The organism is Providencia sp. PROV032 (genome assembly GCF_028484875.1).
Lineage (GTDB): Bacteria > Pseudomonadota > Gammaproteobacteria > Enterobacterales > Enterobacteriaceae > Providencia > Providencia rettgeri_E.
On the sequence record NZ_JAMPSX010000016.1, the window covers coordinates 57,513 to 72,338 of the forward strand.

11 protein-coding genes and 1 tRNA gene are annotated in these 14,826 nt (G+C 37.5%); 5 read left to right on the forward strand and 7 right to left on the reverse strand.

All coding sequences use genetic code 11. The features are described 5' to 3' along the window. Positions 1-26: 26 nt before the first annotated feature. The 3 genes from oppA to PSF42_RS11965 form a co-directional block, all read right to left on the reverse strand. The gene (gene oppA / locus PSF42_RS11955; RefSeq protein WP_125893087.1) at positions 27-1,667 is read right to left on the reverse strand and encodes an oligopeptide ABC transporter substrate-binding protein OppA; all 1,641 of its coding nucleotides are present in this window, start codon (positions 1,665-1,667) and stop codon (positions 27-29) included. 93 nt (positions 1,668-1,760) lie between these two features. Continuing rightward, positions 1,761-3,362: an ABC transporter substrate-binding protein gene (locus tag PSF42_RS11960; RefSeq protein ID WP_272680068.1), complete on the reverse strand. Its 1,602-nt coding sequence runs from the start codon at positions 3,360-3,362 to the stop codon at positions 1,761-1,763. A 529-nt stretch (positions 3,363-3,891) separates the two neighbouring features. After that, the gene (locus PSF42_RS11965) at positions 3,892-4,536 is read right to left on the reverse strand and encodes a YchE family NAAT transporter (RefSeq protein ID WP_004254112.1); all 645 of its coding nucleotides are present in this window, start codon (positions 4,534-4,536) and stop codon (positions 3,892-3,894) included. A 484-nt stretch (positions 4,537-5,020) separates the two neighbouring features. On the opposite strand from PSF42_RS11965, the gene adhE reads away from it, so the two are divergent. Next, positions 5,021-7,726, forward strand: coding sequence for a bifunctional acetaldehyde-CoA/alcohol dehydrogenase (adhE, locus tag PSF42_RS11970; protein ID WP_125893083.1), 2,706 nt, complete (start codon positions 5,021-5,023; stop codon positions 7,724-7,726). A 199-nt stretch (positions 7,727-7,925) separates the two neighbouring features. On the opposite strand, the gene PSF42_RS11975 is transcribed toward adhE, so the two are convergent. Further along, complete coding sequence (locus PSF42_RS11975) at positions 7,926-8,555, reverse strand: thymidine kinase (protein ID WP_125893080.1); 630 nt, start codon at positions 8,553-8,555, stop codon at positions 7,926-7,928. A 531-nt stretch (positions 8,556-9,086) separates the two neighbouring features. Between PSF42_RS11975 and hns the strand changes: the two genes are divergently transcribed. Further along, positions 9,087-9,497 carry a histone-like nucleoid-structuring protein H-NS gene (hns, locus tag PSF42_RS11980; protein WP_125893077.1) on the forward strand — a complete coding sequence of 137 codons (411 nt, stop codon included), beginning with the start codon at positions 9,087-9,089 and terminating at the stop codon, positions 9,495-9,497. 461 nt (positions 9,498-9,958) lie between these two features. On the opposite strand, the gene galU is transcribed toward hns, so the two are convergent. Next, a complete protein-coding gene (galU, locus tag PSF42_RS11985) occupies positions 9,959-10,879 on the reverse strand; it encodes a UTP--glucose-1-phosphate uridylyltransferase GalU (protein WP_125893074.1) in 921 nt (306 codons plus the stop codon). Positions 10,880-11,038: 159 nt separating this feature from the next. Then, a complete protein-coding gene (gene rssB, locus PSF42_RS11990; protein ID WP_272680069.1) occupies positions 11,039-12,049 on the reverse strand; it encodes a two-component system response regulator RssB in 1,011 nt (336 codons plus the stop codon). Between the two features lie 125 nt (positions 12,050-12,174). Here rssB and PSF42_RS11995 point away from each other — a divergent pair, with 125 nt between their 5' ends. The 3 genes from PSF42_RS11995 to PSF42_RS12005 all read left to right on the forward strand — a co-directional run bounded on the left by PSF42_RS11995 (position 12,175) and on the right by PSF42_RS12005 (position 13,846). Then, entirely contained in the window at positions 12,175-12,654 is a 480-nt protein-coding gene (locus PSF42_RS11995; protein WP_125893070.1) for a YchJ family protein, read from the forward strand. A gap of 99 nt (positions 12,655-12,753) precedes the next feature. Then, the gene (gene purU, locus PSF42_RS12000) at positions 12,754-13,602 is read left to right on the forward strand and encodes a formyltetrahydrofolate deformylase (RefSeq protein ID WP_102138653.1); all 849 of its coding nucleotides are present in this window, start codon (positions 12,754-12,756) and stop codon (positions 13,600-13,602) included. Between the two features lie 159 nt (positions 13,603-13,761). Then, positions 13,762-13,846, forward strand: a tRNA-Tyr gene (locus tag PSF42_RS12005). Here the strand turns inward: PSF42_RS12005 and PSF42_RS12010 are convergent. Then, positions 13,847-14,722, reverse strand: coding sequence for a LysR family transcriptional regulator (locus PSF42_RS12010; protein WP_125893068.1), 876 nt, complete (start codon positions 14,720-14,722; stop codon positions 13,847-13,849). It abuts the tRNA gene before it with no gap. Between the last annotated feature and the right edge of the window lie 104 nt (positions 14,723-14,826).

Consider the following 14,826-nt stretch of genomic DNA (forward strand, 5'->3'; position numbering starts at 1 on the left):
AATCAATGGAGCCAGAGCAACTTTTATTAGTGTTTAATAATATATAAATCTTTAGTATGCAGGTTATCTAATGGGTCTTTGCCACTATATCCCCCTACATAAGGTTTCACTAAACGCGTATTAACATAGTAGTAAAGAGGAACAACACCGGAGTCGTTATCGAGTAATTTTTCGGCTTGTTGATAGAGTTCTGCGCGTTCATCATCCGTTTTGACTTGCAATGTCTTTTTCATCACGGCATCAAAATCGGTATTTTTATAATGAACGGTATTATTACTGCTGTAGGAAAGTAACATATTGAGGAAGGATGAAGGCTCGTTATAGTCCGCACACCACCCCGCGCGTGCAACATCATAGTTGCCTTGATGCCGGCTATCTAGGAATGTTTTCCACTCTTGGTTTTCTAGTTTCACTTCCGCGCCAATATTTTTCTTCCACATAGAAGACGCTGCAATCGCGATACGCTTATGTAAGTCTGAGGTGTTATATAATAAATTGAATTTTAGCGGATTCCCTTTGTTATATCCCGCTTCTTCTAGCAACTGTTTCGCTTTTTCATTACGCTGCTCTTGTGTCATATTCGCGTACCAATCTGGTTTTTCTGATTTCATTCCGCTGGTAAATGGTGGAGTGAAACCATACGCAGGAATATCCCCTTGAGCTTTAACTTTGTACGTAATCGTATCTCTATCCATAGAAAGCTTTAACGCTTCACGTACACGTGGGTCGTTAAATGGTGGTTTTTCATTATTAATTTCATAATAGTAAGTACACAAGTATGGACTTACCCGTAACTCATTCGGCATGTTTTTTTGTAAGCTTTTAAACTGCTCGATAGGTAAGTTGCTGTATGTCATATCAATTTCACCACTACGATAGCGGTTAACATCTGTAACTTCTGAAGAAATAGGTAAAAAAGTCACTTGGTCAATAACCGTATTCGCATTGTCCCAATAGGTTGGGCTACGCTCTAAGACAATACGTTCATTGACCGTCCAATCCTTCAATTTATATGCTCCATTACCCACAAAGTTCTGGGGTTGCGTCCACTTCGCCCCATGTTGTTCAATGGTTTTTTTATTGACTGGGGACATAGATGAGTGTGCTAATAGTTTCGGAATATAAGGAACAGCTTCACTAAGAGTAATAACTAAGGTTTTGTCATCGAGAGCTTTAATACCAAGTTCTTCAGGTTTTTTCTTTCCAGAGATAACATCGTCAATATTATTGATATGGGCATATTGTAAATAACTGGCATAAGGTGATGCAGTATCAGGATCCGCTAATCGTCGCCAACTGTACACAAAATCTTCTGCGGTGACAGGGTCACCATTAGACCATTTGGCACCCTCGCGAATTTTAAATGTCCATTCCGTAAAATCTTTATTTTCCCAGCTTGTTGCTGAACCCGGTAATATTTCACCATCAGGCCCTACAATCGTGATCCCTTCAAAAAGGTCCCTCGCTAAAGCAGATTCCGGCACCCCTTCGATTTTATGTGGATCCAATGATTGAGGCTCGGAACCATTATTACGAACCATTACCTGTTTTTCAGCCAGCTCAACACCTGCGGGAACCGTTGCTGCAAAACTTGTTGCTATAGAGCCTATTGCCAGCCCAGCCGTTACGCTAAGTGCAATAATCGATTTATTGATTAATTTACTCATCTTATCGGTTACTCCCATACATAATTATTATGATTGTGTGTTGATACATGTTCACCCAGTAGGTGAACACTTTTTATAATTATTTAGATATTATTAATTAGGTTCACTTATATATAACCGTTTAATATCCGTATAATCAAGGGGGTCATTGCCTTTAAATCCACGCACGCTCGGTTTTATCATTCGAGCACTCACGCGATAATAAACAGGAACAATAGCCGAATCCTTGTCTAGCAAGGCTTCGGCTTGTTGGTAAATTGCATGGCGAGATGAAGGATCTGGAGCTGTCAACGCTTGCTCAAGTAAGGCATCAAAGTCCGAATTATTATAAAAAGCGGTATTATTACTATTTTGAGACAACATCATATTCAAAAATGCAGTAGGCTCGTTGTAATCTGCACACCACGTTGCCCTAGCAACATCGTAATGTCCTTCATGACGACTTTGTAATGATGTTTTCCATTCTTGATTTTGCAACGTCACTTGCGCACCAATGTTTTTCTGCCACATCGATGCCGCAACAATCGCTTGCTGCTTGTTTTGATCTGAAGTGTTATACAATAAATCAAATTTCAATGGGTTTTCTTTGTTATAACCCGCTTGTGAAAGTAAATCTTTAGCACGCTGATAACGTTGCTCTGCTGATAAATTAGCCCATTCCGGCAATGTAAAGTCACCATTATTAATAAAGCTTGGCGTAAAACCATAAGCGACTTTTTGCCCTTGCGCGATAATTTTATGGGTAATTATTTCTCGATCTAATCCTAATTTTATTGCTTCGCGTACTCGTGGGTCATTAAACGGTGCTTTTTGATTATTTATTTCATAATAGAATGTGCACAAATAGGGTCGAACATATAATTCATTGGGCCTTTCTTGCTGCATTTTTTTATATAAAACAGGTGGGATTGCAGAATTTGAAATATCAATTTCACCACTACGGTAACGATTAATATCGCTCACTTCGGAGCTAATTGCTAAAAAGGTCGCTTGTTCAATACGGCTATTTTGATTATCCCAATAAAATGGATTTCGTTTGACCACAATACGTTCATTCACCACACATTTATCCAATACGTATGCCCCATTCCCAATAAAATTTTGAGGCTGTGTCCACTTGTCCCCATACTGTTCAATTGCAGATTTTTTCACGGGTTTCATAGAAGTATGTGAAAGCATATCAACAAAATAAGGTACTGGGTGGCTTAAAGTAACCTGTAAATGTTGCGAGTCAAGCGCCTTCACACCCAGCGCTGTTGCAGGCATTTTCCCTGCTAAAATCGCATCTGCATTTAAAATATACGCATTTTGTAGATAACTTGAGTAAGGAGAGCCTGTATTGGGGTCAGATAAACGCTGCCAACTATAGACAAAATCTTCAGCGGTTACCGGTGAGCCATCACTCCACTTTGCATCTTCCCGCAAAGTAAAAATCCAAGAAGTGTAGTTTTGATTGGTCCAACTTTTGGCAACGCCTGGCACTGCCTTTCCGTCTATATCTGTATACACTAGGCCTTCTAATAAGTTTAATATCACATTACTTTCTGGCACCCCTTCCACTTTATGGGGATCAAGAGATGTCACCTCTGAGCCATTATTAATTGTGATTACCTGTTTTACTTTTTCCGTGCCATTTGCTTGTAACGCAACAAATAATAACGAGAGCACACCATAACCAAGTGTTGATTTGAACATCCTATCCCTCACGATTCATTGATGGCGCTATAACCTCATTAGCAACCTTATTTACGCTGATATTTAAGCCCTAAGACTGTTACTTCCTTATAGGCAACCCACTTTACGCCCTAACACTAAAAACAATTTATTAACATTTCCCAGCTGAAATTTTGGAAATTTTAAAAAACACCAGTTGAAAAAATTAAATTACTCTTAAATTACAATGCATTATAAAAAAACAATCATGTGACACAAAATAGACTTCAAACTCACACCCAAAACATATCATTAACAAACGCCAATTAGAATAGTGAATAAATTTACGTAGCTCACAATTCCTTACTTTTTATCCCTGTTTTAGTAAAAAATGCCACATATAATTACAGGGATCATTTTTTTAATGTGTGATTATTGATAACTAAAATTTTAATAAGCGAATTAAAACTATCTGAAAAGCAGAATTGATGTGTGTAATACGATAGGAACGAACAATAGATATGGCTGCAAATAGCTTTGGTTTGCAGCCACAAAAAGAGAAGAAATTAGATTACAATAAGCCTGGGAATATCGCTTTAACCCCGGTCACAATAAACTCTATCCCCAGCGACATCAGTAAGAGACCCATGATACGCGTCACCACGTTGATCCCTGTTTGACCTAAGTACCGAACCAATAAAGACGCTGAACGAAATAATAACCAACAACAAAAAGCAAAGGCGATACTCGTTAAGGCTAAACCTAAAAAGTTTTGCCAACCATGCCAACGAGATGACCAAACGATACAAGAACTTATTGCCCCGGGCCCTGCCATCAAAGGTAAGGCCAAAGGAACAACACCAATGCTATCCCTAACCGCAGTTTCTGTTTTTTCTTGCTTATTCTGTTTGTCTTCACCAATTTTACCGCTAATCATCGACATCGCAATGGTGACTATCAAAATTCCGCCAGCAATACGGAAAGAATCAATTGAAATACCAAACAATTGCAGGATTGAGTCACCAATTAATAATGATGTACATAAAATGATAGCAACTGATGTATTTGCAATCGTGTTAGTTTTATTTCTCCCGGCATTACTTTGATAGTTTGTCATACTAATAAACACAGGCAAAATGCCAACTGGGTTCACAAGTGCAAACAAGCCAATAAAGAATTTTATATAACCCGATAAATCAAGTAATGCGCTACTCACCCATTTATTTCCTTAAGCAGTTCTCTTTAGAGATTCATTGATATCTTTTATAATTTTACCACTGATGTTATTAATTTCCTTGAGCAAAACAGTATTTTCTTTAACTTGCTAAATTTGCTCAGTATTTAGTTAGGCATACATAAATTATCTTCGCATATTGTTTTGATAATATTAAATTAAGTAATAGATGAACAACATTTATTCAACTTGTGCAGATATACACATGCTGAAAGGAGTCAGCTTGATGTTTTCGTGATTTAGATCACTTTATTAAATTCCCGTTTTGTTAATCTACTCTTAACTGATAGGCAGAGATAATGAGGATATTAACTCAGCACTGAATAAGGTTTTTAAGCCAATAAGCGATCATGAGCAGCGTTATTATAGATAACATCTATACTTTCATCTCCAAGCATTCCCTAGTTCTATAGATGCATTTTGCTCATTGGCTTAAAAAGTTTAACATTTATCAGGAGTAATCTATATGTCCGTAACTAACGTTACCGAACTCAATGAACTCGTTGCTCGTGTCAAAAAAGCTCAACGCGAATTCGCAACTTTCTCCCAAGAGCAAGTTGATGAAATCTTTAGAGCCGCTGCCCTCGCTGCCGCTGACGCACGTATCCCCCTAGCAAAACTCGCTGTCGAAGAATCTGGAATGGGTATTATTGAAGATAAAGTGATCAAAAACCACTTTGCTTCTGAGTATATCTATAACGCATATAAAGATGAAAAAACCTGCGGCACGCTATCTGAAGACCCAACATTCGGAACAATTACTATCGCTGAGCCGATTGGTATTATCTGTGGTATTGTGCCAACAACAAACCCAACTTCAACCGCAATTTTTAAGTCACTAATTAGTTTAAAAACACGCAACGCGATTATTTTTTCTCCGCACCCTCGCGCTAAAAATGCAACTAACCGCGCGGCACAAATCGTGCTTGATGCCGCTATTGCAGCGGGTGCACCAAAAGACATTATTGGCTGGATTGATTCCCCTTCTGTTGAGCTATCCAACGCTTTAATGCACCATCCTGATATTAACCTGATCCTAGCGACAGGTGGACCAGGCATGGTCAAAGCAGCTTATAGCTCAGGTAAGCCTGCAATTGGTGTTGGTGCTGGTAATACCCCAGTGGTCATTGATGAAACAGCGGACATTAAACGTGCCGTTGCATCCATCTTGATGTCAAAAACATTCGACAACGGCGTTATTTGTGCATCTGAACAATCCGTTGTGGTCGTAGATGAAATCTATAATCAAGTTCGCGAACGTTTTTCAAGCCATGGAGGCTACCTGCTACAAGGAAAAGAGCTTAAGGCCGTTCAAGATATCATATTAAAAAATGGTAACCTAAACGCTGCGATTGTTGGTCAACCTGCCTATAAAATTGCAGAAATGGCTGGTATTACGGTTCCAAAGACAACTAAAATCTTAATCGGTGAAGTCAAAACCATCGATGAGTCAGAACCATTCGCACATGAAAAACTTTCACCATTATTAGCGATGTATCGTGGTAAGAATTTTGAAGATGCGGTTGCAAAAGCAGAACAATTAGTTGAAATGGGGGGGATTGGACATACCTCTTGCTTATATACAGACCAAGATAACCAACATGATCGTGTTAACTATTTTGGCCAAAAAATGAAAACAGCGCGTATTTTAATCAATACACCTGCGTCACAAGGTGGTATCGGTGACCTGTACAACTTTAAATTAGCCCCTTCTCTGACCCTAGGTTGTGGTTCTTGGGGTGGTAACTCCATCTCTGAAAACGTAGGTCCAAAACACCTAATCAATACCAAAACTGTGGCGAAGAGAGCTGAAAATATGTTGTGGCATAAACTTCCGAACTCAATCTATTTCCGCCGTGGTTGCCTCCCTATCGCTCTTGAAGAGATCGCAACTGACGGTGCTAAACGCGCTTTTATCGTAACTGATGGTTATCTATTCAATAATGGTTATGTTGATGAAGTGGTTAGCGTTCTCAAAAAACATCACATCGAAACAGACGTTTTCTTTGAAGTTGAGGCAGACCCAACATTAACGGTTGTTCGTAAAGGTGCAGCCCAAATGCAAGCATTCCAGCCTGATGTGATCATTGCGTTAGGTGGTGGTTCACCGATGGATGCGGCTAAAATCATGTGGGTTATGTACGAACACCCAGAAACGCATTTTGAAGAATTAGCATTACGTTTTATGGACATACGTAAACGTATCCACCGCTTCCCTAAAATGGGCGTTAAGGCTAAATTAGTTGCTATCACAACGACTTCGGGAACAGGTTCTGAAGTCACGCCATTTGCGGTAGTGACTGATGATAAAACAGGCCAAAAATATCCATTAGCAGACTATGCCTTAACGCCAAATATGGCAATTGTTGATGCGAACTTAGTCATGAATATGCCTAAATCTTTAACGGCTTTCGGTGGTTTAGATGCGGTCACCCATGCGTTAGAAGCTTATGTTTCTGTTTTGGCTAACGAGTTTACTGATGGCCAAGCACTTAAAGCACTGAGTTTATTAAAAGATTACTTGCCAGCGAGTTATCATGAAGGGGCTAAAAACCCTGTAGCAAGAGAACGTGTCCATAACGGAGCAACACTTGCAGGTATTGCATTTGCAAACGCATTCCTTGGTGTATGTCACTCTATGGCGCATAAACTTGGTTCAGAGTTCCACATCCCTCATGGGCTTGCTAATGCATTGTTGATTTGTAACGTCATCCGTTTTAATGCGAATGATAACCCAACAAAACAAACTGCATTTAGCCAATACGACCGCCCTCATGCACGCCGCCAATACGCAGAAATTGCGGATCACTTAGGGCTCACTAAAGTCGGTGATCGTACAGGTGAGAAAATTGAAAAATTACTCGCATGGTTGGAGGAAATAAAAGCCGATTTAGGTATTCCTAAATCTATCCGTGAGACGGGGGTGACAGAGGCTGACTTCTTAGCTCGCGTGGATAAACTGTCTGAAGATGCATTTGATGACCAATGTACAGGTGCTAACCCGCGTTATCCTTTAATCTCTGAAATTAAACAATTATTACTGGATTCTTATTATGGTCGCGAGTTTGTTGAACATCAAGACGCACCCGTGATTGAAAAAGAGGAAAAAAAAGCGCCTCAGAAAAAAACAGCTGTAAAAAAAGAAGTTGAAAAGAAAAATACTAAGAAATAATGTTTCACACATTATTTAAAATAAAGGCACTGCAATAATTGCAGTGCCTTTTGTTTAGCTATTAAAAAATGAATTACTGCAAGGACACATAAAATTAATATTATATACAACGGTTCTACTCGCTGAGTCTAGCCCGTAGATGACCATAATAAGTTGATAACAGAGAGCTATTTAATTCCCTATACCGAGCTACTTCGATTTATCGAAAGTGAAGTGCCTGTTTAGGTATAACCCCCTCATTCATCAATTGGGCTTGTTTTATTGCTTCTGAATAGTGCTTACGACAAACAGAAATATACTTTTCATTGCCGCCTATATCCACTTGTAAGCCTTTATATACAGGTATCCCATCACTTCCTATACGTAATACCTTACTCGCCTTACGGCCACAATAACAGACCGTTTTTAGCTCGACTAACTTATCAGCCCAAGCAAGCAAGTATTGGCTACCTTCAAATAATTGCCCCGCAAAATCAGTACGCAATCCATAACATAAAACGGGAATATCCTCGTTATCGACTATGTCACATAATTCTTCAACTTGTTTTTTTGTTAGAAACTGACACTCATCAATAAGAACACAATGCACTTTTTGTACGCTATTTTCTTTTTTTATCAGCTCAGCCATATTTGTTGTCGCTGAGTAGAGTAACGCTTCTGCTGATAAACCGATACGTGATGAGACTTTGCCTTGTTCAAAGCGGTTATCTATCTCTGCAGTAAAAATAACCGTACGCATCCCTCTTTCATTATAGTTATACGATGATTGCAATAATGACGTTGATTTTCCCGCATTCATAGCTGAATAATAAAAATAAAGCTGAGCCATTTGGCTGTTCCCTCAAAATTAATATACAGAATAATTTTACCATAAAACAGACTTCAGGATTAACAATAATGGTGTGCATGTCCTTTACTTATTGAAAATTTAACTTTTTTTCCGACCATGCTCTTACCTTATTGCAAATATTGCTTAGCTTATATGCAATAAAAACCAATTTGATATTAACTATAAACAGTTTCAATTAAAGCACATTCTCCTAAAAAACATCATCAAAAAAAGAAATTTTAAGGAATCTATCCCTTCAGTTCATTCCGAGTAAAAGTAAAATGAGACTCCCCTCTTCTTTTTCGAATAATTTAATCGCTAAAATTTTTAGCTTATTGCTATTTTTCGTTTAGTTCAGTTATTGATAATAGCTATATATATATCTACGAAAAGTTTATTTTTCTTTTGTAAAAAAATTGCAATCGTTAAAGATTACTTTTAAACTAAGGAAGTAATTTAGCTATTGCAGAATTTAAAATAGCATTCTATTATTACTGTACACATGCCAACTAATAATTTGAGACCAGGAAAATGAGCGAATCATTAAAAGCGTTAAATAACATCCGTACTCTTCGTGCTCAAGCTCGCGAAGTAACTTTAGAATCTTTAGAAGAAATGCTGGAAAAGTTAACCGTCGTTGTTGAAGAACGTCGTGACGAAGAAAACCAAGCTCGCGCGGAATTAGAAGAACGTAACCGTAAATTGGAAAAAGTTCGTGAAATGATCCTTGAGCAAGGCGTAGATTTAAATGACCTTCTGCAAACAATGGACTCAGGTAAAAGCACTGGCACCCGTGCTAAACGTGCTGCACGTCCAGCTAAATATAAATATGTTGATGAAAATGGCGAAACCAAAACTTGGACAGGCCAAGGCCGTACTCCAGCTGTAATCAAAATTGCCATTGAAGAACAAGGCAAATCTTTAGATGATTTCTTAATCTAATCGCCTTAACATGTATTCTAAACACCCTTTTATAAGGGTGTTTTTATTTAAACCTATATATATTATTTTATATTAACCTGTAATAAGAAAAAGCGCTTAGCTATTATATCCCCCTTCACCACGAAAAGCTCATAGCTACCACCCATGCTCAATAAACAGCGCTGTTTAAGCCACTACTGTGTATTACACAATCAACCAAATAATCATGATAAATAAAAATTAGCAGTAAAGATATGTAAGCTTAATTAGATAAACTTAAATATTATCAGTGATTTTATTTATGCAATCCCCTTATATGTTAATTTTTGCACGCTATACACTTATAGAGTGTGTAGATTAAACAGCCTAAAACAGAGTGTTCCCCCCTTAATACTGATGTTTATTGTTAATAATCTATTTTTTACGTATAAAAAAGGCTAACAAATTAAGTTAGCCTTTAATAAAAATTCATTGTGAAATTTTTATTTTTCTGAATTCAGAGAGACTGACAATTTTTTCAACCACTGAGTGAACTCATCTCCCAGTGCATCATGTTGCATTCCATATTCAACAAACGCTTTCATATAACCTAATTTATTTCCACAGTCATGACTTTTACCACATAAGTGGTAAGCTTCTACTGGCTCGTTATTTTCCATCATTAATGCAATGGCGTCAGTTAATTGAATTTCATCCCCTGCACCTGGCGCTGTTTTGGCTAATGCGTCCCAAATCTTTTCAGATAAAACATAACGGCCAACAATAGATAAATTAGATGGAGCTTCTTCACGTTTTGGTTTTTCAACCATACGAATAATTCTTTTACTATCCCCAGGCGCTAACATCTCGCCATTACAATCCACAATACCATAGCTAGATACATCTTCCTCTGGGACTGGCTCAACTAAAATTTGACTTGCCCCTGTAGACTCATATTGTTCTAGCATTTCTCGCAAGTTAAATTTAGTTAAATCGGTACTGTAGCGGTCTAAAATGACATCAGGCAAAATAACTGCAAAAGGCTCTTCACCGACTAACGGTTTAGCACACAAAATAGCATGCCCTAATCCTTTTGCTATTCCTTGTCGTGTTTGCATAATCGTTACGTGGCTTGGACAAATAGATTGAACTTCATCTAATAGCTGGCGTTTAACACGCGCCTCCAAAATAGCTTCTAATTCAAAGCTTGTGTCAAAGTGGTTTTCAATGGAATTTTTTGATGAATGGGTCACTAAAACGATTTCATTGATCCCCGCAGCAATACATTCATTAACAACATATTGAATCAGCGGCTTATCAACTATAGGCAACATTTCTTTTGGAATAGCTTTTGTTGCAGGAAGCATACGAGTTCCTAAACCCGCAACAGGAATTACCGCTTTACGCACCTTGCGCTGTGTCATATTTATCACTCCAGATATCATCTTAGCCTCTCAAAATTTACTAAAGTACCAAGAGGCATTTTAAGTGCGCAGAAGTATATCAGGAAATATTCATGAATAAATAGCGACGAGTCCGAATAGGGTTATTTAGATTACAGGAATACACATTTTAGGCATTAATTATGTTTCGGGATTAAACATAAGTTTTATTTTCTGACTATTATTACGAATTAAGCACTGCCAAGCATTTCCTTTTACCTCTAAATGATTAGATTGATAAAATTTTAGCGTACCTAAAGGCAGGTTTCTAGGTAACTTAACATGTGTATTTTCTGTCGTTATTTCCGCTTCTAAGCCCGCACTCGCCATAATAATCGATTTATTTTGTGTATTAAAATACCCTAATAATAATGGAAACTGCCCATTAAACCCTGAGTCTTCCAGTAGGTAATTTATTTGATTAATGATCCTATCAATATTGGGTAGTTTTTTGTCTGGATAACTTACCGCACTCTTTAAGAGGTCGTTGAACACCACACGAATCAAAAATGCAGCCATAATACCTTCTTGCGAAGAACGCTCAGTATCAATGCAGTAAAACCCTATTTGGCTGTCTGAAATAGCCGCTAAGTCTAATAATAAGCCAAAGCGATTAGCCTCATTAAGCTGACGATAGTTAATTCGATAACTATTTATAATTTGATGTACTGGCGGTTGTAACTGTTTCAATATTGCCAACATATCTTGCGTATGTTCTTGCATTAACACAGAAATTTGATTAGCGTCTTCCCCATTCAGCGCTGTGAAGCTATTTTGCTCAGGATACAGTGCCGAAAGGAGTGTCACTTTAACTTCATCTAAATTTTTGATTGGTTTTAACAAAGCATCTTTTGCACCTAAACGAAACATTCGGTCTAACTGCGTAAAATCTGTTGTTGCTGTGATCACAATGACTGGAATATCAATATTACGCGCAACTAGCTCGCGCATAAACGTTTCACCATCCATAACTGGCATATTTAGGTCGCATAGAATAATATCGGGATTGATGCGTTCTTCAGTTAACATCTCTATTGCTAATTGGCCATTATCTGCGGTATAGATCTCAAGACCCAGTGTTTCTAGGTAGTTTTTTAAAATTGTACAGAAGGTGATTTCGTCTTCTATTATGAGTACTTTTCTATTTTTCATAAGATACCTACTGCAAGAGCCTAGTTTAATTAACAATACAATTATTCATACGATAAAATCATTTATTCATCATCATTTAAGTATAGTGACTTTTCAATCTTATACTTATTTTTATAGGGAGTGTTATGAAATCACAAGCAGAAGATAAGTGTTGCTGTGGTAACGAAGCACAATTTGTACAATGTTGTGCCCCTTTTTTACAAGGAAAATCAATCCCACAGACGCCAGAGCAGCTTATGCGCTCAAGATATAGCGCTTATGTACAGCAAAATGCCGATTATCTAATTAAAACATGGCACCCTGATTGCCAGGCTCAAGAATGGTATCAGGAAATTACAAATAGTTTTTCGATGACACACTGGCTTGGTCTTCGTGTTATTAGTTCTTCTTATGCCAAAAAATCCAATGAAGCCTATGTCGAATTTTCGGCTTGCTTTATTGATGAAAAAGCTGATCATAAGCAGCTTATTCATGAACGTTCACGTTTTATTAAGATGGATTCGTGTTGGTATTATATAGACGGCATTACGCCCAAAGTTGGTCGCAATGATTTGTGCCCTTGTGGCTCTGGTCAAAAATATAAAAAGTGTGGACATCCAGACTAGTCACCCTTTATTTGATGTCTGTCTAAAAAGGCACACGTAATACTCAACCCGTCATTTTCTTTTTTATATCGCTTTGTTAGTTAAGGATTAGGCTGTTTCATGCAACACAAAATTGTACAGAAGAAAATTCTCAGGACAATTTGCCCTGACGCGAAAGGATTAATCGCGAAAATCACCAATATTTGTTATAAGCATCAACTCAATATCGTACAAAATAATGAGTTCGTTGATCACCACACTGGCCGCTTCTTCATGAGAACTGAGCTAGAAGGTATTTTCAACGATGAGACATTATTAGCTGACCTTGATGATGCATTACCAGTTGGGTCTCAACGCGAATTAAACACAGCGGGTCGACGCCGTATTGTCGTCATGGTAACAAAAGAAGCTCATTGTCTGGGCGACCTACTCATGAAAAGTGCTTATGATGGGTTGGATGTTGAAATTGCGGCGGTTATTGGGAACCACGATACACTAAAGAACTTAGTCGAACAATTTGATATCCCATTCCACCATATTAGTCATGAAGGCCTAACTCGCGAACAACATGACGAAAAAATGACAGCGCAGATTGACCAATATCAGCCTGACTATGTTGTATTAGCTAAATATATGCGCGTATTAACACCTGCATTTGTGCAACATTATCCAAACCAAATCATCAATATTCATCACTCATTTTTACCCGCATTTATTGGTGCCCGCCCCTACCACCAAGCTTATGAGCGTGGCGTAAAAATTATTGGAGCCACTGCGCACTTTGTTAATGACAACCTCGATGAAGGTCCAATCATTACACAGAATGTAATTAATATAGACCATACATTCACAGCGGATGATATGATGCGTGCAGGGCGTGATGTCGAAAAAAATGTCCTCAGCCATGCACTCTATTGGGTCTTAGCTCAACGTGTATTTGTATATGGTAATCGCACTATTATTTTATAAGCCAAAATAGTGGCTTATTTAACAACGATTTGTTGATTTAACAGGCATTAAGAATAAAAAAACAGCAACCAACCATTTTATTGAAAATTAATGCTTTACAGCGGCGCGTCATTTGATATGATGCCGCCCGCTGTCAACGATTACAGCAATTTAAAACCTGGTGGGATACCCAAGCGGCCAAAGGGAGCAGACTGTAAATCTGCCGTCACAGACTTCGAAGGTTCGAATCCTTCTCCCACCACCATCAATTAGTTTCACCTCCTAGTTTATCCACAACTCCCATAAAGCGATTTAACACACTTGAGTGTGATTTTGATTTATAGATATAACACACACTTTTTCCTAATATTTTGTTCAATGATATATAAATCAATGATTTATCAACCAACTCTTCCTCTGGATAATGATCTATAATACCAATGAAATCACCCTCTTGAATGAAACTTTGGCAACAACCTATATTATCCATTTGTCTCACACTCGTTTTATTATCAACTGTTTCAATTTTTGCCAATAAGTCACTCATCAATGAACTTTTATAAAATGCAGGATCACATAACCATGTACTTTTTTGTAATAGTGTCACCAGGTCATAATTAAATTTTTCATACAGCTCTTTTCTGCAATAAATACCTAATGGTGAGTTTTCTATTATTTTTTGTAATGAAAATCGCTCACTAACCACCTGTTCTGAACTAAGTATAAGTGTATTCCCATCATAATCGACAATTTCATCTACTTCATCATAATTAAACCTTAATATATTTACTTGTACATTATTTTGATGTGCTGATTGATATAAATTAATTAAATGATTTTCCTTCCCCCAGTCATAATAAATATTAGCTTCATTGATTATATAACCCGAAAAATGTTTTTTCGTTATTTCCTTCTCCTGTAAATAAAGATCTCTTAGATCATTATAAAGTTCTTGGCCATCCTTAGTTAATGTCATTCCAAATTTTTCTCGTTTAAAAAGCCGTTTACCTAGGCTTGTCTCAAAGTCTTTGATTGACTTTGCGATGGGAGGTGTCGTACGGTTCATCACTCTTGCAGCCTTACTTAACGAGCCATTCTCAACAACCGCCATAAACGCCTCTAATTTTCTTGAAAAGAACATATCTATGACCCCATTCCGTTTATTAAAATGTTAATCAACATACTTAACTTTCTCATTAATAATTATATTGATTAGCCCATAAATTAATCTATAAAATAAAAAGT